At 72.5% G+C, this 18,028-nt stretch carries 16 protein-coding genes; 6 read left to right on the top strand and 10 right to left on the bottom strand.

All coding sequences use genetic code 11. From position 1 onward, the window contains the following. Window positions 1-58: 58 nt before the first annotated feature. The 3 genes from ACF1G2_RS19930 to ACF1G2_RS19940 are packed head-to-tail and all read right to left on the bottom strand — an operon-like array spanning window position 59 to window position 2,693. Window positions 59-832: a polysaccharide deacetylase family protein gene (locus tag ACF1G2_RS19930; protein ID WP_391799839.1), complete on the bottom strand. Its 774-nt coding sequence runs from the start codon at window positions 830-832 to the stop codon at window positions 59-61. Window positions 833-852: 20 nt separating this feature from the next. Then, window positions 853-1,869 carry a glycosyltransferase family 2 protein gene (locus ACF1G2_RS19935; protein WP_391799540.1) on the bottom strand — a complete coding sequence of 339 codons (1,017 nt, stop codon included), beginning with the start codon at window positions 1,867-1,869 and terminating at the stop codon, window positions 853-855. Then, the gene (locus ACF1G2_RS19940; RefSeq protein ID WP_391799541.1) at window positions 1,866-2,693 is read right to left on the bottom strand and encodes a glycosyltransferase family 2 protein; all 828 of its coding nucleotides are present in this window, start codon (window positions 2,691-2,693) and stop codon (window positions 1,866-1,868) included. Before ACF1G2_RS19940 ends, ACF1G2_RS19935 begins: the two co-directional genes overlap by 4 nt. 608 nt (window positions 2,694-3,301) lie before the next feature. Between ACF1G2_RS19940 and ACF1G2_RS19945 the strand changes: the two genes are divergently transcribed. Further along, the gene (locus tag ACF1G2_RS19945) at window positions 3,302-4,108 is read left to right on the top strand and encodes an SGNH/GDSL hydrolase family protein (protein WP_391799542.1); all 807 of its coding nucleotides are present in this window, start codon (window positions 3,302-3,304) and stop codon (window positions 4,106-4,108) included. Here ACF1G2_RS19945 and ACF1G2_RS19950 read toward each other — a convergent pair. Then, entirely contained in the window at window positions 4,092-5,702 is a 1,611-nt protein-coding gene (locus ACF1G2_RS19950) for a serine/threonine-protein kinase (RefSeq protein WP_391799543.1), read from the bottom strand. The two genes, ACF1G2_RS19945 and ACF1G2_RS19950, sit on opposite strands and share 17 nt — an antisense overlap. A 335-nt stretch (window positions 5,703-6,037) precedes the next feature. On the opposite strand from ACF1G2_RS19950, the gene ACF1G2_RS19955 reads away from it, so the two are divergent. Then, window positions 6,038-6,301, top strand: coding sequence for a hypothetical protein (locus ACF1G2_RS19955; RefSeq protein ID WP_391799544.1), 264 nt, complete (start codon window positions 6,038-6,040; stop codon window positions 6,299-6,301). A gap of 115 nt (window positions 6,302-6,416) precedes the next feature. Here ACF1G2_RS19955 and ACF1G2_RS19960 read toward each other — a convergent pair whose 3' ends face one another. The 3 genes from ACF1G2_RS19960 to ACF1G2_RS19970 form a co-directional block, all read right to left on the bottom strand. After that, the gene (locus tag ACF1G2_RS19960; protein ID WP_391799545.1) at window positions 6,417-7,613 is read right to left on the bottom strand and encodes a CaiB/BaiF CoA transferase family protein; all 1,197 of its coding nucleotides are present in this window, start codon (window positions 7,611-7,613) and stop codon (window positions 6,417-6,419) included. A 67-nt stretch (window positions 7,614-7,680) separates the two neighbouring features. Next, a complete protein-coding gene (locus ACF1G2_RS19965) occupies window positions 7,681-8,457 on the bottom strand; it encodes an ABC transporter permease (RefSeq protein ID WP_391799546.1) in 777 nt (258 codons plus the stop codon). Further along, window positions 8,454-9,392 (bottom strand): ATP-binding cassette domain-containing protein, encoded by a 939-nt coding sequence (locus tag ACF1G2_RS19970; RefSeq protein ID WP_391799547.1) that lies wholly within the window; start codon window positions 9,390-9,392, stop codon window positions 8,454-8,456. The genes ACF1G2_RS19965 and ACF1G2_RS19970 overlap by 4 nt, the downstream gene beginning before the upstream one ends. A gap of 62 nt (window positions 9,393-9,454) precedes the next feature. Between ACF1G2_RS19970 and ACF1G2_RS19975 the strand changes: the two genes are divergently transcribed. Beyond that, window positions 9,455-10,171: a TetR/AcrR family transcriptional regulator gene (locus ACF1G2_RS19975; protein ID WP_391799548.1), complete on the top strand. Its 717-nt coding sequence runs from the start codon at window positions 9,455-9,457 to the stop codon at window positions 10,169-10,171. A gap of 13 nt (window positions 10,172-10,184) precedes the next feature. Here ACF1G2_RS19975 and ACF1G2_RS19980 read toward each other — a convergent pair whose 3' ends face one another. The 3 genes from ACF1G2_RS19980 to hmgA all read right to left on the bottom strand — a co-directional run bounded on the left by ACF1G2_RS19980 (window position 10,185) and on the right by hmgA (window position 13,547). Beyond that, window positions 10,185-11,399, bottom strand: coding sequence for a type ISP restriction/modification enzyme (locus ACF1G2_RS19980; protein WP_391799840.1), 1,215 nt, complete (start codon window positions 11,397-11,399; stop codon window positions 10,185-10,187). 14 nt (window positions 11,400-11,413) lie between these two features. Continuing rightward, the gene (locus ACF1G2_RS19985) at window positions 11,414-12,163 is read right to left on the bottom strand and encodes a GntR family transcriptional regulator (protein WP_391799549.1); all 750 of its coding nucleotides are present in this window, start codon (window positions 12,161-12,163) and stop codon (window positions 11,414-11,416) included. A 61-nt stretch (window positions 12,164-12,224) separates the two neighbouring features. After that, a complete protein-coding gene (hmgA, locus tag ACF1G2_RS19990; protein WP_391799550.1) occupies window positions 12,225-13,547 on the bottom strand; it encodes a homogentisate 1,2-dioxygenase in 1,323 nt (440 codons plus the stop codon). A gap of 152 nt (window positions 13,548-13,699) precedes the next feature. On the opposite strand from hmgA, the gene ACF1G2_RS19995 reads away from it, so the two are divergent. The 3 genes from ACF1G2_RS19995 (at window position 13,700) to ACF1G2_RS20005 (ending at window position 18,017) form a co-directional block, all read left to right on the top strand. After that, window positions 13,700-15,877 (top strand): right-handed parallel beta-helix repeat-containing protein, encoded by a 2,178-nt coding sequence (locus ACF1G2_RS19995; protein WP_391799551.1) that lies wholly within the window; start codon window positions 13,700-13,702, stop codon window positions 15,875-15,877. 119 nt (window positions 15,878-15,996) lie between these two features. Then, window positions 15,997-16,743 carry a hypothetical protein gene (locus tag ACF1G2_RS20000; RefSeq protein ID WP_391799841.1) on the top strand — a complete coding sequence of 249 codons (747 nt, stop codon included), beginning with the start codon at window positions 15,997-15,999 and terminating at the stop codon, window positions 16,741-16,743. Next, entirely contained in the window at window positions 16,740-18,017 is a 1,278-nt protein-coding gene (locus ACF1G2_RS20005) for a hypothetical protein (RefSeq protein WP_391799552.1), read from the top strand. The genes ACF1G2_RS20000 and ACF1G2_RS20005 overlap by 4 nt, the downstream gene beginning before the upstream one ends. Window positions 18,018-18,028 lie beyond the last annotated feature (11 nt).

Consider the following 18,028-nt stretch of genomic DNA (forward strand, 5'->3'; position numbering starts at 1 on the left):
CATTCCGTGCACGGTGTTTTGAACGGGACGATCCGGGGCCCGCCACGGCCCCGGATCCTCAGAGCCCGTACCGCCCCGCCGAGCGGAGCGCGGCACGGGTACGGCGTACCAGCGCGTAGCCCTTGGTCAGCGCCCGGTCGGCGGCGAAGGTGCGGGTGATCGCCCGGCCCTCCACGAGGCGTTCGAACTCCTCGATCCCGGTGGACCGCCGGACGGTCAGCCGCTCCAGCGCGTACGGCCCCTGCCGGCGCCGCGCCGCCGCGTTGCCGACCGCGAGCGCCTGGGCGTACCCGGCCGCGCGGACGGTGCGCCGTACACGACGGTCGGAGTAGCCGTACGGGTACGCGAACGACATCGGCGCGCGGCCGAGTTCTTCCCGGACGAGCTCCCTGCAGCGCAGGGTCTCGTACCAGAGACGCCGCTCGTCGACCTGGTCGAGCTGCGGATGGGTGTGGGTGTGGCCCCCGATCTCCGTGCCGGCTGCCGCCAGTTCGCGCACCTGGTCCCAGTCGAGCATGGTGTCCAGGGCCCCGCCCTCCTCGTGCCGGCCCCGGAGCCAGCCCGTCGAGACGAAGAGCGTCGACGCGAAGCCGTGCTTGGCGAGCACGGGCAGCGCGTGCCGGTGCACCCCCTCGTAGCCGTCGTCGAAGGTGATGAGGACCGGACGCGCGGGCAGGCTCCGGCCCGTGCGCCAGGCGTCGGCCAGCTCGGCCGTGGTGAGTGCGGTGGACCCGCGGTCGGCGAGGACCGTCATCTGTGCGGCGAACGCCTCGGGGGAGACGGACAGCCGACGGGTCGCCGGAGCGGGCTCGTGGTCCACCGCGTGGTACATCAGAATCGGTACGGGTTCGTTCACGCGGCCACCTCCGGGGCTTCCCGGCGGTCCGGGATCGGCCCGGACGAGAACGTGGCCCCGTCCCCGCGCGCCCTCAGCGCCCCCCGTACGTAGCCGACGGCCGCCGTCGTCACGCCCGCCACGATGGCGCCCGCCCGGCCCGCGCCGCCCGGGCGGCCGAGCAGCGCGTCGCGCAGTCCGCGGACGACGCCGGCCGGCAGCACCCGGGTGGTGTACCGCCGTTCCGCCTCAAGCCCCCTGCCCGCGCCCACACTCCGGGACACGAGCGCCTTGGAGAGCCCCTCGGCATACGTCCGGGTACGGAAGTAGCCGAAGCGCTCGCGCGCGGACGGGACCTTGTGGTGGATGACGGACCGGTCGTCGATCAGCAGGACGGCGTCGGGGAGGGCCTGCGAGAGCCGGATGCACAGTTCGGTCTCCTCGCAGCCGAGCGGCCGGCGGTCACCGTCCCGCCCGATGCCCGTGGCGAAGCCGCCCGCCGCGTCGAAGGCCGTACGCCGGAACGAGGCGTTGCCGCCCAGCACGTTGCGCACCCGGGCCCGCCCCGGAGGCAGGCCGCGGTACGTGCAGCCGACGACCCAGTCGAACTCCTCGGGGAACCAGTCGGGCCGCCGGCCCGACGCCCAGGCCGGCACGGTCCGCCCGCCGACCGCCATGACCCGGGGGTCGTCGTACGCCTCGGCGAAGAACCGCAGCCAGTCCCGCTCGGCCACGGCGTCGTCGTCGAGGAAGGCCACGAACTCGCCCAGGGCGGCGGCGATTCCGGTGTTGCGTCCGGAGGAGAGGCCGCGGGGGCCCGCGTTGGCGAGCACCCGCACCTCCTCCGTCCGATGCGCCCCGTCCGTGAACCGCGCGGAAAGCCGGGCCCGCAGCCGCTCGTTGTGGTCGACCACGAGCAGGATCTCCCGGGGCGGATGCGACTGGTCCCGCACGGAGTCGACCGCCGCGAGGATGTCCTCCCAGCGGTCCTCCGTGTAGACGCAGATCACGACGGAGAACCGATGGTCGGTCAAGATGTCTCCCCCCGGGGAACGTTGACCGAGAAGGCGTTCGGCTTGCGGCGCGCCGCGCGTCTGACGCCCTTCTCCTTCAGGATGACCTTGAGGACCCGGATGCCGTCGCGTACGGCGTTGAGGTTGCTGACGCCGTGGATGCGCAGGTACTCGTGGCTGGGGACCTCCTGGACCTTGAGGCCGGCCTTGACGACCCGGATGTTGATCAGGGTCTCGATCTCGAAGCCGGTGCAGTCGAGGGTGACCTTGTCGAGGCAGTGGCGCCAGAAGGCGTTGTAGCCGTAGCAGAGGTCGGTGTACCGGGCGCCGAACTTGCGGTTGACCAGGGCGCAGAGGGCCCAGTTGCCCAGCCGGCGGACGGGCGTCATGTCGTCCGTGCCGCCGCCGTTGGCGAAGCGGGAGCCCTTGGCGAAGTCGGCGCCGCCGACCAGCGCGGAGACGTAGGAGACGATCTCCTGTCCGTCGGCGGAGCCGTCCGCGTCGACCATGACGATGATGTCGCCGGTGCAGGCGGCGAACCCGCTGATGAGCGCGTCGCCCTTGCCTTTGCCGACCTGCTTGACGACCTTGACGTCGGGCCGGAGTTCACGCGCCACACGGACGGTGTCGTCGGTGGAGTTTCCGTCGACGAGAACCACTTCGTGGATCCAGTCGGGCAGCGACTTGAAGACGTACGGAAGGTTCTCCGCTTCGTTCATCGCGGGGATGACGACACTCACCGGCGGGGTGATCGCCAAATGCGAGGTGATCGCCTTGTATTGGGCTGCTATTCGGCTCTGGTCCACCGCTTCGTGGTCGACGGCCGGGTGCAGGAATGAACTCATGAGTGGTGTTTCCCTCTCGTCCGGTGGACCGCCCGCCCCCGGGCTGTCCCGTGGTCTGTCCGGTTACGAAAGGGGGGTACTCACCCTGTCCGCACAGCGGACAACCGCAGGACGGCATGGGTGAGTCGGCATCTCAGAACGCGCGGCAACGCGACCCGGCGCACGTATGCGTACACCGGGCACTGCCCCCCCTACCGCGCCCCGTTCCGGACCCTCGCGACGCTGAAGCCCTCCCCTGAGCCGTTGAGCGCGTCGGTCCGATGCGGGTGAGATGTACGACGGTATTGATGAATAGGACTGTATGGCAAGCCCTGGATCTGCGACTCCATATTCTATTGATTGATGCCCTTCGGCGGTCGGATACGGAACCGTCCCGATCGGTTTTTCGCAATCCGCTTGTCTGGTGGTGTTATTGGGACCGAATGAAACTCGTGCGCATTGTCGTGCGAATTCATTTCGGCACAAGATCCATCAGATGGCTTGATCTCGACGCTCCCTGACGGGGCGTCGGCGGCTACTCGCCAAATCTTCTTGGCATGGACACTTCCAGCGGGCCCGGTGCGCTGCTACTACCTAGTAGCGCAGAGATCCTGCTACAGGGAGGTTCCATGAAAAGGTCCCGATTCGTGGCATTCTCGTCCTCGCTCCTGCTCGGTGCCGTCCTCGCCCTCACCGGGGCGGGTACCGCGCAGGCAGCCGAAACCGCAGCTCTCGACTACGTGGCGCTCGGTGACTCCTACTCATCCGGCGTCGGTGCCGGGAGCTACGACAGCGCCAGCGGCGACTGCAAGCGCTCCACCAAGGCCTTCCCCGTCCTCTGGAAGAACGCGAACTCACCCTCGTCCTTCGCGTTCACCGCTTGCTCGGGCGCCCGAACGGGTGATGTCACGAGCGGACAGCTCGGACCCCTCTCCACCGCCACCGACCTGGTCTCCATCACGATCGGAGGAAACGACGCCGGCTTCGCCGACGTCATGACCACCTGTGTCCTCCAGTCGGAAGCCACCTGCATCAACCGCGTGAATCAAGCCAAGGCCTACGTCGACAGCACCCTCCCGGGGAAGCTCGACGCCGTGTATTCGGCCATCAGATCCAAGGCTCCGAACGCCCGGGTCGTCGTCCTCGGCTATCCGCGCTTCTACAAGATCGGCGGCAGCTGCGTCGCCGGTCTGAGCGAGAACGAGCGTCGCGCCATCAACGAAGGGTCCGACATCCTCAACGCGGCCACCGCCAAGCGCGCGGCCGACCACGGCTACACCTTCGCGAGCGTCGTCCCCGCCTTCACCGGACACGAGATCTGCTCCGGCTCGGCCTGGCTGCACAGCGTCAACTGGCTCAACATCGGGGACTCGTACCACCCCACCGCCTCCGGTCAGTCCGGCGGCTACCTGCCCAGCTTCAGGGCTGTGGCCTAGGGCTGTCCCCGGGGTAGGTGACCCCGCCCGTCGGGGTCGCCTGCTCGCAGGTCACCGAGAACGCCACCCAGTCCGAGCTCTTCCCGGCCGGGGAGCGCACCTCCATCCGGATCCGGTCCCGGCGGGTGTCGTCCTCCCGGTGCGTCAGCTCCGTGTGCTCGACGCTCCGCTCCTCCGGTCCGCCGGCCGGGAACTCCAGCCGCCGCCAGCCCTCCTCCGCCGAACTCTCGCCGCTCTCCGTGACCCAGCGGTACTCCACCGACGCGGGTGTGCGGCTCACCGTGAGCGTCGCGGCGAAGGCGGGAGCCCGCTCCGCCGGCGGCGGGCAGGGGCCGCTGTAGCTGTCGCGTACGGCCCGCACGTGGACCAGGACCGTCGGCGCCGGCGGCGCGGTGGTCGGCGTGGCCGTCGTGCGGGTCGGGGTGGGCGTGGTGCTGGGGGGACCGGTCGAGGGAGTCTTCGTCGGCGGTGGACTCGTCGCCGGGGAGCTGCTCGTCGGTCCTCCGCCGGGCCCCGGGTCGCGGTCCCCCTCGTTCCGCAGCAGCGCGTACGTCAGCCCGCCCACGGCCAGCAGCAGAAGGACGATCCCCGCCGTGAGGACGGCGACGGCCCGTCCGGAGCGGTCCGGGGTTCCCGGGTCCGAGGCGGGCGGCGGAACGGGCAGGGGCAGCGGTGGGGTGCGGTCGCCGCTCGCGCCCCGCCGGTCCTGCTCGTACGGCTCCGAGGCTGCCGGCCGCGCAGACCCCGGCCCGCCCGGCGCCGCGAGCCCCGCGCCCGACGCCGCGCTGCCGCCCGCTCCCACGATCCGCAACTGCCGCTCCGCGGCGGCGGCTTGAAGGCGCTCGCGCGGATCCTTGCGCAACAGGCCTTCGATCACCGGCGCGAGCTCCCCGGCCCGGCGCGGCGGCGGCAGTTCCTCGTCCACCACGGCGCGCAGCGTGCTCAGCGGGGTGTCCTGACGGAACGGCGAGTGGCCCTCCACGGCCGCGTAGAGCAGCACGCCGAGCGACCACAGGTCCGAGGCGGGGCCGGGGGTCCGCCCCAACGCCCGCTCGGGCGCCAGGAACTCGGGTGACCCGATGAGCTCTCCCGTCATCGTGAGGGGAGACGTCCCCTGCACCGAAGCGATGCCGAAGTCGGTCAGCACCACCCGGCCGTCGTTGCCCAGCAGGACGTTGCCCGGCTTCACGTCCCGGTGCAGCACCCCCGCCTCGTGCGCCGCCCCCAGGGCCGCCAGCACCTCGGCGCCGACGAGCGCGGCGCGCCGCGGCGGCATCGGGCCCTCCGCGTCCAGGACGTCGGACAGGGTGAGCCCGGGGATCAGCTCCATCACGATCCAGGGGCGGCCGTCCTCGGTGGCCACGTCGTAGACCGTCACCACGTTGCGGTGCGAGATCCGGGCGGCCGCCCAGGCCTCCCGCTCCAGCCGGGCGTACAGCCGGCGCTCGTCGTCCCCGGTCAGGCCCGCCGGGGCCCGGACCTCCTTCACCGCCACGTCACGGCCGAGGACCTCGTCCCTGGCGCGCCAGACGGTGCCCATGCCGCCCTGCCCCAGAACGTCCAGGAGCCGGTACCGCCCCGCGATCACGGTCATGGCGTGTCCCCATCCTTCGACGGCCCCGGTGGAGCATTCCTGCCCCTCGGCCGTGTACTTCGAACACCACGGGGAAAGTGTGGGGTGATCTTGGTGGTGGAGATCACACACCGTCAGATCACCCCGGTGAGGGCCGTGCGTGCAGGATGGTTCGTGGCGGTTCGGCAGGTGTTCGAGCGCTGTCCAACTCGCCCTGGAATCAGATGGATTCGGACAGTAATCGTCAACACCCGTACGAGTGCGGTGAATCCTGCCGTCGGGATACACGGGTGTCACAGCGGGGCGATAGGGTTAACCTGCCCGGGCCGGGTGCCCTCGTCAGGGTGGGGAGTGACATGGAACAGATAGCAATGCGCAGCAGGCCGCGAGTGCCTGCCATCACGTGCGGGAGCAGCGCGACCAGTTCGCGGCTCGACCGTCATCTCGCGGTGCTCGGCGGCCCCGTCGTGCCCCAGCGTGAGGCGGCCGAGGCGACGCTGCTGATGCGAGAGCTGACGTCCCGTGACGTCGCGCACAGCCACCGCAGCAAGAGCGCGCGCGTCTCGCTCTTCGCCCCCCTGCGCCGCCTGCGCCGCAGCCTCTTCGGCAGCCGCGGCTAGACGGCGCCCCTTCGGGGTCGTGGGCATCTGATCCGCAGAGCTTGGGGTCACCCGGGAGAAGCTCTGCGGGAGGATGGACACACCCATGCGACGGCGTCCGCCCACCCCGCGACCCTCAGGCCACGACGCCGTCCTCCCGCAGTGCCTCCCGCTCCGCCGGACCCACGCCCAGCTCACCGAGTACCGCATCCGTGTCCTCCCCCAAAGCCGGGATGCGGCCCATCCGGGCTTCCGGGCCGTCCGGGAAGGTGACGGGAGGCAGCAGGGCCCGCAAGGGCCCGACCGCCGATCCGACGGTCCGCCAGCGGTCCCGCGCCGCCAGCTGCGGATGCTCCGCCAGATCCGCGACCGTGTTCAGCCGTGCGCACGCGATCCCGGCCGCCTCCAGGCGCGCCAGGGCCTCCGCAGCCGTCAGCGGCGCCAGCGCCTCCGCCACCGCCGCGTCCGTACGCGTACGCCCGGCCACCCGCGCGGTGTTGGTCGCGAACTCCGGATCGTCCGCCAGATCCGGCCGCTCCAGCACCTGTTCGGCCAGCCGGCGCCACTCGCGGTCGTTCTGGACCGACAGCAGCACCAGGCTCCCGTCGACCGTCGGGTAGGCGTCGTAGGGCGCGATGACGGCGTGCGCCAGACCGGTGCGCGCCGGTGCCGTGCCCCCGTGCATCCCGTGGTGCAGCGGATGCCCCATCCACTCGGCCAGCGAGTCGAGCAGCGACACCTCCACCGGCCCGCCCCGGCCGGTCGTCCCGCGACGCACCAGCGCGGCGAGGACGCCCGCGTACGCGTACATCCCCGCCGCGATGTCCGCCGCGGGGATACCCGACTTGACCGGCTGTTCCTCCGTCCCGGTCACCGACACCAGGCCCGCCTCGCACTGCACGAGCATGTCGTAGGCCCGCTTGTGCGCGTACGGTCCGCCCGGGCCGTACCCCGAGACGTCGACCGCGATCAGCCGCGGGTGCGCGGCGCAGAGGGTGGCCGCGTCCAGGCCGAGCCGGGCCGCCGCCCCCTGCGCCAGGTTCTGTACGAAGACGTCGGCACCGGCGACCAGCCGGCGGACCAGGTCGAGACCCCGCCCGTCCTTGAGGTCGACCGCCACCGACTCCTTGCCGCGGTTGCACCACACGAAGTGCGAGGCGAGCCCGCGCGCCGCCGTGTCGTACCCGCGTGCGAAGTCACCGCCGTCCGGGCGCTCGATCTTGATGACACGGGCGCCCAGATCGGCGAGCTGACGGGTGGCGAAGGGGGCGGCGACGGCCTGCTCGACCGCGACGACCGTGATCCCGTCCAGGGGGAGTGGCTGCATGCTCATCAGCCCTCCCTACCCTCTGGCCACCGCCGTTGTCACCGTCACCCTCGTCACCCGTCGGCCGCCCGTGTCACCCCCGGGCGTAGCGGCGCACGGCCGCCGGGGCGAAGGCGGCGATCAGCGCGAGCGACCAGAGCAGCGAGCCGGCCACCGGATGCGTCACCGGCCAGGCCGCGTCGGCCGGGACGGACGCGTTGCCGAAGAGGTCCCGTACCGCGGTCGTGACGGCGGAGATCGGGTTCCACTCGGCGATCGTCCGCAGCCAGCCCGCCATGTTCTCGGTCGGGATGTACGCGTTCGAGAGCAGCGGCAGCATGAACGTGGCGCTGCCCAGCTGACCGGCGGCCTCCTCGCTCCGCGAGGCGAGGCCCAGCAGGATCCCCACCCAGGTCGCGGCGAACCGGAAGAGCAGCAGCAGGCCGAACGCGCCGAGCGCCTCCGCGGCGGAGCCCTCGATCCGCCAGCCCATGGCGAGCCCGACGAGGATCATCGGGACCATGCCGACCGCGCTGACCGCGAGATCGGCGAGCGCCTGCCCGAGCGGGACGGCGGCGCGGCTGACCGGCATCGTCCGGAAGCGGTCCATGACGCCCCGGTGCGAGTCCTGGGCGGCCTGGAACATCCCCGTCATGACGCCGCCCGCCGCCGTCGCCACGAGCAGGCCGGGCACCAGGTAGGCGCGGTACTCGGTGCCAGGCATGGCGAGCGCGCTGCCGAAGACGTACCCGAAGAAGAGCAGGAAGACGATCGGCATCGTCTGCGTCATGACGACGATCGCCGGGGCCCGCCGCACCTTCGTCAGATGGCGGCCCAGCACCGCGGTTCCGTCGTGGACGAGCGCGCTCATGCCGCGAGCTCCTTCCGGTCGGTGAGGCGCAGGAACACCTCGTCGAGGGTGGGCGGACGCAGGGACGCGTCGACGATCAGGACCCCGGCCGCGTCGATCTCGCGGACGATCCGGGGGAGCGTGAGCGTGGTGTCCGTGGTGACCGCGCCGACCGTGCGGCGCTCGGCGTCGAGGACCGGCGCGGAGCCGGTCAGCCGGTCGAGCACGGCCGCCGCCGCCTCCAGCAGGGCGGGGTCGGCGACCACGACCTCCGCCCGGCTGCCGATCGTCGCCTTGAGTTCGGCCGGGGTGCCGCGGTGCGCGGCCCGGCCCCGGTCGATCAGCACGATGTCGTCGGCGAGCCGGTCGGCCTCCTCCAGGTACTGCGTGGTGAGCAGCACGGTCGTGCCCTGGGACGCCAACCCCCGTACGGCGTCCCAGATCTCGTTCCGGCTGTGCGGGTCGAGCCCGGTCGTCGGCTCGTCGAGGAAGAGCACCCGCGGCGGCACGAGCAGGCTCGCCGCCAGGTCGAGCCGGCGCCGCATCCCGCCCGAGTAGGTACGGGCGGGACGGTCGGCGGCCTCCGTGAGGCCGAACCGCTCCAGGAGCTCGTCGGCCCGGGCGCGCGGGGCGCGCAGCAGCCTCGCGAACAGTCGCAGGTTCTCGGCGCCGGAGAGGTCGCCGTCCACCGAGGCGTACTGGCCGGTGACCGCGATGTGCCTGCGCACCCCGGCCGGGTCGCGCACCACGTCGCACCCCGCGACCCTTGCGCTGCCCGCGTCGGGTGCGACCAGTGTGGTCAGCACGCGGACGGCGGTCGTCTTGCCCGCTCCGTTGGGGCCGAGGACACCGCAGACCGTGCCTTCGGGGACGGCCAGATCGAGTCCGCGCAGTGCGCGGACCTCACCGTAACGCTTCGCCAGTCCCTCACTAAGTACAGCGTACGTAGTAGTCATGGTCCGACCGTACCTCACTACGTACGCCGTACGTAACTACGATGGTGGCGAGGTGATGATCGATGGCGGGCCGAGCGGCCGAACCGGAAGTGATCTGGGCGCGCCCCGAGCGCACGGGCCGTGGCCCGAAACCGGCGTACACCAGGGCCGACATCGTGGCCGCGGCGGTCCGCATCGCCGACGCGGACGGCATCGACGGGCTCTCCATGCGACGGATCGCGGCCGACATCGGCTGCGGCACGATGTCGCTCTACAACTACGTGCCGCGCAAGGAGGACCTGTACGAGCTGATGGTCGACGCCGTCAGCGGTGAGTACGACCTTCCGGAGCCCCCGAGCGGCGACTGGCGCGCGGACATGTTCCGGGTGGCCCGCGAGGCCCGGGGCATCCTGCGCCGCCACCCCTGGGTGATCCGGCTGATGACGACCGGGTACGCCTTCGGGCCCAACGCGCTGCGCTTCCTCGAAGGGAGCCTGGCCTGCCTGGACGGCCTCGACCTGCCCGGCGGCACCAAGATGGAGCTGATCGCGACGGTCAACGGCACCGTGATGACGATCGTCGCCAACGAACTCGCGCTCGCCGAGCGCGCCCGCGGACTGCCCTGGTCCGAGGAGCAGGAGCAGGCGGTGCGCGGGGCCTACCTCATGGAGCGGCTCGCGGGCGGCGCCTATCCCCGGCTCGCCGCCGTGTTCGGTGCCGCCGGCGCCGAACGCCCCGATCCCGAGGAGATCTTCGACCGGACGCTGGCGCGGGTCCTCGACTCCTTCGCCCCGGGGTGACCCGGGAAGCGCGCTAGAGCAGCGCGAACTGGCCCTCCGGGCCCTCCTCCTGATGGTCCAGTACGGAGGCGGGGCGGCGGGCCGTGTCCGGTACGGGCAGGACGCCCGCGTCCCGGAGCGCGGCCGCGGAAAGCCACGGCCCCTCCGCGAGGAGCGCGGCGCGCGCCCGGTCCCGCTCGGCGAGCAGCGCGAGGACGGTGACGAGCTCCAGCAGCTCCGAGGTCCACTCCTGCGGCCAGGCCGCCGGACCGATGGCCTCCAGGCTGCCGGGTTCGGCGGGTGCGGTCCGGTGCGCGAACCACTGCTCCAGCATCCGTACGCCTCCGACCTGGAACTCCCACGCCTCGGCGGGTACGGGCGAGATCCGGCCGTCGTCGAGGCTCAGGGTCTCCTCCCCGGGCTCGTACGCAAGCGTGCCCGGCCGTGCCGGGATCGGCGCGCGCACATAAGGGCGCCGGCCCCCGGGCAGACGGGGCCGTTCGCCGCCTCGGACGCCCCTCAGCTGGATGTCCGTGAGCCCCCTGCCCAGTTCCACACCCGTGGACCAGACGTCCGGGCGGGCCGGGAGCGGGACACGGCAGCCGGCGGGCGACGGACGGGCGGCCGCTACGGCCCAGGCCAGGACTTCATGGGCGGTGACCCGGCAGCGGTACCGCTCGCCCAGCAGAGGCAGCAGCCCGGGCGCGACGTTCGGCTCCTCGGCCCCGGGGCGACGGAACAGCGGGCGGATCCGGCCCGGGCGCCCGGCCGGGGAGCGTCCCGCGGGGAGCGCCGCCGTCACCAGCAGCGCGGGACCGGCCGCGCCCGGCACGTACCCCTGCTCGACGGCGAAGAGCTGCCGCTCGTCGGCGACCCGCCAGAGCTCGGGACGGGCGGTGTCGATGAGGCGGTGGTCGGGGAGCAGCCACTGTTCGTCGAACGGGCCGTGGGCGAGCCGTACCGGTTCGGGGCAGGTCCCGGACTCGCGGGCGAACCGGACGGTGCCGGTCCGCTGCCCCGGCAGCGCCGCCACGGAGCTCGACGGCGTCCGCGCCCGGCTGGGCCGGAACAGTTCCTCGCGTTCGGCGCCCTCCGCCCCGACCAGCCGGTCCCAGCGAGCCCGCAGCGTGCGGGCGTCGGGTGCCACGATCCAGGACCGCCCGAGTCGCAGCGGCGCGACGGACCAGGGCATCAGCTCGTCCAGGAGGGGCGCGTCGTCCAGCGGTACGTCTTCGGTCACGCCCCGGATGCTAGCGAGCGGGCTCAGTGCGCCTCCACCGTCACCGTGAAGGAGAACCGGTCGCCCCGGTACCGGATCCGGGCCACGTCCACCACCCGGCCGTCCCCGTCGTAGGTGACGCCCGTGTAGTGCAGGATCGGCGAGAGCAGCGGCACCTGGAGCAGCGCCGCCGTCTCCGGGTCGGCGAGCCGTGCCTCGACCGTGTCCGTGATCCGGCTGATCCGGACCCCCATCACGTCCCGCAGCACCTTCGTCATCGGCCAGCGCTCCAGGTCGGCCGGGTCGAGACCGGCCGCGACCTCCGGCCGTACCGCGTTCTCCGCCCAGTTGGTGGGCTCGCCGCTCTCCCCGTCCCGCCGCAGCCGCTTGTAGGCGACCACCTCCGTGACGTCGGGGAAGAACTCGGCGAGGTCGCCCGGCACCGGCTCGGTGCCGTGGCCGAGGACGGTGGTCCGCTCGCCGGACTGCTGGGCCACGATCGCGTCGATCGAGCCGAGCAGCCGGCGCGGGGTGGAGCGCCGCGCGCCGGGCTCGATGAACGTGCCCCGCCGCCGGTGTCTGCTGATCAGGCCCTCCTCCTCCAGCTCCTTGAGGGCCTGGCGCATCGTCAGCACGCTCACGCCGTAGTGCGCGGCGAGCTGCTCCTCGGTGGGCAGCCGCAGCGAGGCGTCGGGCGTGCGGCCCAGTATGGAGGCGCGCAGCGACTGCGAGACCTGATACCAGAGCGGCAGCTTGCGGTTCAGGACCAGCGAGTCGGGGGCGAAGGCGGTCACGGCGTTCTCCGTACGACGACAACGAGGCTCGGGGACGGCGAGGCTCGGGGACGACGAGACTCTACGGCCGGAAGTGGCGCTCAAGACCCTGCCATACGTCGTCGTAGCCCTTCTGCAGGTGGTCGGCCGAGGCCGCCTGCTCGGTGGCGGTGACCGGCCAGCGGGTCTCGAACATGAACGCCAGGCCGTCGTCGATCTTCTGCGGCTTCAGTTCGGCGGCGCTGGCCTTGTCGAACGTCTCCCGGTCCGGGCCGTGCGCGGACATCATGTTGTGCAGCGAGCCGCCTCCCGGGACGAAGCCCTCGGCCTTGGCGTCGTACGCGCCCTCGATCAGGCCCATGTACTCGCTCATCACGTTCCGGTGGAAGTACGGCGGACGGAAGGTGTCCTCGCCGACCAGCCAGCGCGGCGCGAAGACCACGAAGTCGACGCCCGCGAGCCCGGGGGTGTCGGTCGGGGAGGTGAGGACCGTGAAGATCGACGGGTCCGGGTGGTCGTACGAGATCGTCCCGATGACGTTGAAGCGGTGCAGGTCGTAGACGTACGGGGTGTGGTTGCCGTGCCAGGCGACGACGTCGAGCGGGGAGTGGCCGTAGGTCGCGGACCAGAGGTTGCCGCAGTACTTGTTGACGACCTCGACCGGACCCTCGACGTCCTCGTAGGCGGCGACGGGGGCGCGGAAGTCGCGGGCGTTGGCGAGGCCGTTGGCGCCGATCGGGCCGAGGTCGGGGAGCTGGAACGGCGCCCCGTAGTTCTCGCAGACGTAGCCGCGGGCGCTGTCGTCCAGGAGCTCGACGCGGAAGCGGACACCACGCGGGATCAGCGCGATCTCGCCGGGGTGGACGGCGAGCAGGCCGAGTTCGGTACGGAGGAGCAGGCCGCCGCGCTCGGGAACGATCAGCAGCTCGCCGTCCGCGTCGCTGAAGACCCGCTCCATCGGGGCGTTCGCGTGGTACAGGTGCACGGCCATGCCGATGCGCTGGGCCGCGTCGCCGTTGCCGCCGAGCGTCCAGAGACCGGCGAGCCAGTCCGTGCCCGGCGCCGGCTCGGGCAGCGGGTTCCAGCGCAGCCGGTTGGGGTCGGCCACGGTCTCGGTGAACGGCGCGGAACGGACGGCGCCGTTGTCGATCCGGGTGAACGGGGGGTGCGCGGCCGAGGGGCGGACGCGGTAGAGCCACGAGCGGCGGTTGTGGGCGCGCGGCTCGGTGAAGGCGCTGCCGCTCAGCTGCTCCGCGTAGAGGCCGAGGGGTGCGCGCTGCGGCGAGTTGCGTCCGTGCGGCAGTGCTCCCGGTACGGCCTCCGAACCGTGCTCGTTCCCGAAGCCGGTGGAGTACTGGAGTCCGTCGGCCGTCTTTCTCGCCCGCTCGGTGTTCTCCGTGGTCATCGCACGCTCCTGTCCTGACGCCCGAAACAATCCTATGCATGACCGTAGGATTCCGCGCCCGCTCGCGTCAACGGGGTCCGGCGAGGTCTCGGTTCGACGTGATGCGTGCACGAGGGGTTCCAAAAGATGAACATTGCTCTACTCTCACGCCCATGTCGTGGACCCACAGGCTCCTTGTCGCGCTCTCGGCCGTTCTCGCGGCGCTCGCCGCCGCCCTGGTCACCGCCCCCGGGGCCCAGGCCCACGAAGAGCGGCCCGTCACCTTCCCCGACGGCTCCGGCAGCGTGCCGGTGCTCCGCACCGGGGAGCCCGATCTGCTGGTCTGCAAGACCGACCGGGCCGACTTCACCCGCCGTGTCTCCGGTTTCCCGGCGGAGCTGAAGGACCGGAACCTGGCCCTGTTCGACCGGTGCACGCGGAGCGGCTTCCGCCATCTCCAGCAGGCCGTCGACGCCGTCGACCGGCCCGGCATGACCATCGCCGTCCTGCCCGGTCTCTACGAGGAGGAGCCCTCGCAGCCCGCCCCCACCGGCGCGTGCGCCGCGCTGAAGGCTCCCGAATCGGCACTCGGCTACCAGATCCTGTCGTACGAGCAGCAGAAGCAGTGCCCGCACAACCAGAACCTGGTCGCCATCCTCGGCAAGAAGGACCTCCAGATCGAGGGCACCGGAGCCTCCCGCCTGGACGTGGTCATCGACGCGAAGTACACGAAGCTCAACGCCCTGCGGGCCGACGGCTCCGACGGCGTCTACTTCCGCAACTTCACCGCCCAGCGGACCACCTTCAACTCGCTGTACGTGCTGGCGGCCGACGGCTTCGTCATCGACGACGTGCTCACCCGGTGGAACGACGAGTACGGCTTCCTCACCTTCGCCTCCGACCACGGCCTCTACAAGAACTGCGAGTCGTACGGCAACGGGGACTCCGGCATCTACCCCGGCTCGGCCTCCGACATCAACGACGGCCGCGGCTACGACGTCCCGCGCTACTCCATCGAGATCACCGGCTGCCGCAGCCACCACAACATGGTCGGCTACAGCGGCACGGCCGGTGACTCCGTCTACGTCCACGACAACGAGTTCGACCACAACATGGGCGGCGCGTCCATGGACTCCGCCTTCCCCGGCCACCCCGGGCTCCCGCAGAACCACGCGCGGTTCGAACGGAACCTGATCCACGACAACAACCAGAACTACTACCGGTACGTCGCCGACGGCACCTGCGCCAAGCCGCCCGTCGAGCGCGGCTACGAGCAGGGTGTCGTCTGCCCGCAGATCTCCATGCCGCCGGGCACGGGCATCATCACGGCGGGCGGCAACTGGAACCTGTACGAGGACAACTGGGTGTACGGCCACCAGCGCGCCGCCTTCTTCCTCAGCGCCGTCCCCGCCTTCATCCGGGGCGAGTCCGCCTGGGGCAAGCAGAGCGACACCTCGCACCACAACCGGTACGCGGGCAACCACCTGGGCGTGGACAAGGCGGGCGCCTCCCGGCCCAACCGCACGGACGTGTGGTGGGACGGCCAGGGCGGCGGCAACTGCTGGCAGTCCGAGGGCGGGGCGTCCGGGGCGTCGACCCCCGGCGCCCTGCCCGAGTGCGGGAAGCGCCGGGGCGAGGTCTCCGGGAACACGGACCGGCTCGTCGGCGAACCGGCCAAGCTGGCCCACCTCCTGGTGTGCGCCGACTACAACGTGCAGGCGCGCCGGCTGCCCGCGGGGTGCGACTGGTACGGCGCGCGGGGCATCCAGCGCGTCGAGACCCAGCTCGCTCTGGGGACCGCCGTCGTGCTCGCCCTCGTCGGGGGCGGCCTGTGGTGGCGCAGGCTCCGCGGCAGCCGTGCGGCGGGCGTGGCGACCGCCCTGGGCCTCGCGGGCCTGGTCCTGGACGTGGCCGGCTCGACGCTGGGTCTCGCCCCCGGCCCCCTCCCGGCCGTGGCGCTCCTGCTGATCGGCGTCTGGTGGACGGTGGTGGGCCTCACCCTTCGCCCCACCCGCCCCGCCTTCGCCTGGACCACCCTCGCCCTGGGTGCCCTCACCCTTCTCGACGCCTTCGACAAGGCCGTCCTGATGATCCCCTGGATCCCCCTCAGCCCCGCCTGGCTGCGCGGCCTCCTCGCCGTGGTGTGGGTGCTGTGGGCGGTGGTGGTCGCGGGCCGGCGCGCTCCCGGGGAAGCGGGCGACCAGGAACCCACCCCTGACCCCGGACCTCCGCCGGTCACCGCGACCGCGCGCGGGGGCCGTGAGAGCCGTGAGAGCCATGACGGGTCCGAGGGCCGCGAGGGCCGCGACGGCCGTGACGGGTACGGCGCCCGCGACGGGGGTGCGTCGTGAGGCGGCGCCGGCCTGCCACGGCGACCACCCCGCGCCGGCCGTCCACCCCGCGCCGCCGGTCCACCCCGCGCCGCCGGTCCACCCCGCGCCGCCGGGCCGCCGCCCTCGCGGGCGTCGTCCTGGCCGTTGCTCTGGCCGCCACCGGGTGCGGAGGGCGGGCCACCACCCACCACAAGCCCGGCACCAGCCATCAGGAGGCCACCGCGGGCAGCGGCACGCTGCTCACGGCGAAGGACGAGGGCGGGCACCGGCTCCGGGAGGTGCCGGCCGAGGGCGCGCCCTCCGTCCGGGTCGAGTCGCGGTCCGACACCGAGGGCGGCTGGAACATCCACCTCGCCGTGGAGAGGTTCCGATTCACCCCGGAGAGCGTCGGCGGCGCGGCCATCCCCGGTCGCGGCTACGCCCGTCTCCTCGTCGACGGCAAGGAGACCGACCGGGTCTACGGCCCCTGGCACCACGTCCCTCCCGGCGCCCGCACCCTGACCGTCCGCCTGCACGCGGACGACCACACCGCCTGGGCGGTCGCGGGCAGACCGGTCGAGACCACCGTCGCCCTCTCCGCCGCCCCCGCCTCGACCGCCCCTGCCCCGACCGCCCCCGCGACCGGCCGGACCGTCGAGATCACCGTCGACGGATCGTCCGTACAGCCACCCCCCTCCCGCATCGAGCTGAAGAAGGGCGAGCGGCTCACCCTCCGTGTCACCGGCGACCGCGCCGACACCCTCCATGTCCACGGCTACGACCGTGAACTGCCCCTCGCCCCCGGCACTCCCGGCTCGCTCACGCTCACCCTCGACCGCACCGGCCTCTTCGAGGTCGAGACCCACGACTCGGGGCTCCTCCTGACCCAACTCGTCGTCCGATGACCACTCCCGTCCGCCTTCTCGCCCACGGCATCGGCTCCCAGCACGACCTCCCGCTCGCGCCCTTCTACGCCTACGCGGGCGCCTTCGCCGCGCTCTTCGTCTCCTTCCTCGCCCTGGGCCTGCTCTGGCCCACGTCCCGCTTCCGCGGAGACCGGGCGGGCCGACCGCTGCCCGCCGCCGTCCAGCGCCTCGCCGACGCCCCGGCCACCCGCACCGCCCTTCGCGCGGCCGGAGCGGCCGCGGCCCTCACCGTCGTGCTCCACCTCCTCCTCAGTCCCGACGACCCCGACCGCAACCCCGCGCCCGGTGCCGTCTACGTCCTCCTCTGGGTGGGGCTCGTCCCCGCCTCCCTCCTCCTCGGCCCCGTCTGGCGCCTCCTCAACCCCCTGCGCGCCCTCCACGCCGTGCTCCCGGCCGCACGCGACCCCCGCCCCCTGCCTCCGGGCCTCGGCATCCGGCCCGCCGCCGCCGGACTCCTCCTGTTCGCCTGGCTCGAACTCGTCGCCCCCGACCCCGCGTCCTCCACCACCCTTCTGGCCTTCCTCGCCATCCTCACGGCGCTCGGGCTCCTCGGCGCGGCCCGCCACGGCCCCGACTGGTTCGCCCACGCCGACCCCTTCGAGGTCTACTCCTCCCTCCTCGCCCGGCTCTCCCCGCTCGGCCGCCGCGCCGACGGCCGGCTCGTCGTGCGCTCGCCCTTCGACAGCCTCGACTCCACGCCGCAGACCCCCGGACTCGTCGCCACCGTCTGCGTCCTGCTCGGCTCCACCGCCTACGACGGCTTCTCGGACAACCCCCGCTGGATCACCACCCTCCAGACCTCACCCCTCGGTCCGACCGTCACCGCCACCCTCGGCCTCCTCGCCGCCGTCGCCCTCGTCGCCGCCCTCTACGCCCTCTGCGCCGGCACCCTGCGCCTGATGTCCCGTGAACTCGCCACACCTCTCACCTCCTTCGCCCACTCCCTCCTCCCCATCGCCCTCGGCTATCTCGTCGCCCACTACTTCACACTCTTCGTGACGGAGGGGCCACTTACCGTCATGATGGCAGCGGGCACTGACAACGCCCCCGCGCCCGCCCCGCCCCTGGGCCCGGGCGCCCTCGCCACCCTCCAGGTCGCCGCGATCGTCACCGGGCACGTCCTCGGCGTCGTCGCCGCGCACGACCGCTCCGTGCGGCTCTTCCCGCCCGCCCGCGCCGTGGCCGGGCAACTGCCCCTGTTCGCGCTGATGATCGCGTACACCCTCGGAGGCATCGGACTGCTCATCGCCTGACCCGACCAGGA

Origin of the sequence: Streptomyces sp. NPDC013457 (assembly GCF_043089925.1) — a bacterium.
Lineage (GTDB): Bacteria > Actinomycetota > Actinomycetes > Streptomycetales > Streptomycetaceae > Streptomyces.

What these genes read in the sequence shown, in the direction of transcription:
- ACF1G2_RS19930 (WP_391799839.1), bottom strand. Translation starts at nt 832, where the DNA reads ATGTACCACGCGGTGGACCACGAGCCCGCTCCGGCGACCCGTCGGCTG.
- ACF1G2_RS19940 (WP_391799541.1), bottom strand. Translation starts at nt 2,693, where the DNA reads ATGAGTTCATTCCTGCACCCGGCCGTCGACCACGAAGCGGTGGACCAG.
- ACF1G2_RS19945 (WP_391799542.1), top strand. Translation starts at nt 3,302, where the DNA reads ATGAAAAGGTCCCGATTCGTGGCATTCTCGTCCTCGCTCCTGCTCGGT.
- ACF1G2_RS19950 (WP_391799543.1), bottom strand. Translation starts at nt 5,702, where the DNA reads ATGACCGTGATCGCGGGGCGGTACCGGCTCCTGGACGTTCTGGGGCAG.
- ACF1G2_RS19955 (WP_391799544.1), top strand. Translation starts at nt 6,038, where the DNA reads ATGGAACAGATAGCAATGCGCAGCAGGCCGCGAGTGCCTGCCATCACG.
- ACF1G2_RS19960 (WP_391799545.1), bottom strand. Translation starts at nt 7,613, where the DNA reads ATGAGCATGCAGCCACTCCCCCTGGACGGGATCACGGTCGTCGCGGTC.
- ACF1G2_RS19965 (WP_391799546.1), bottom strand. Translation starts at nt 8,457, where the DNA reads ATGAGCGCGCTCGTCCACGACGGAACCGCGGTGCTGGGCCGCCATCTG.
- ACF1G2_RS19970 (WP_391799547.1), bottom strand. Translation starts at nt 9,392, where the DNA reads ATGACTACTACGTACGCTGTACTTAGTGAGGGACTGGCGAAGCGTTAC.
- ACF1G2_RS19975 (WP_391799548.1), top strand. Translation starts at nt 9,455, where the DNA reads ATGGCGGGCCGAGCGGCCGAACCGGAAGTGATCTGGGCGCGCCCCGAG.
- hmgA (WP_391799550.1), bottom strand. Translation starts at nt 13,547, where the DNA reads ATGACCACGGAGAACACCGAGCGGGCGAGAAAGACGGCCGACGGACTC.
- ACF1G2_RS19995 (WP_391799551.1), top strand. Translation starts at nt 13,700, where the DNA reads ATGTCGTGGACCCACAGGCTCCTTGTCGCGCTCTCGGCCGTTCTCGCG.
- ACF1G2_RS20005 (WP_391799552.1), top strand. Translation starts at nt 16,740, where the DNA reads ATGACCACTCCCGTCCGCCTTCTCGCCCACGGCATCGGCTCCCAGCAC.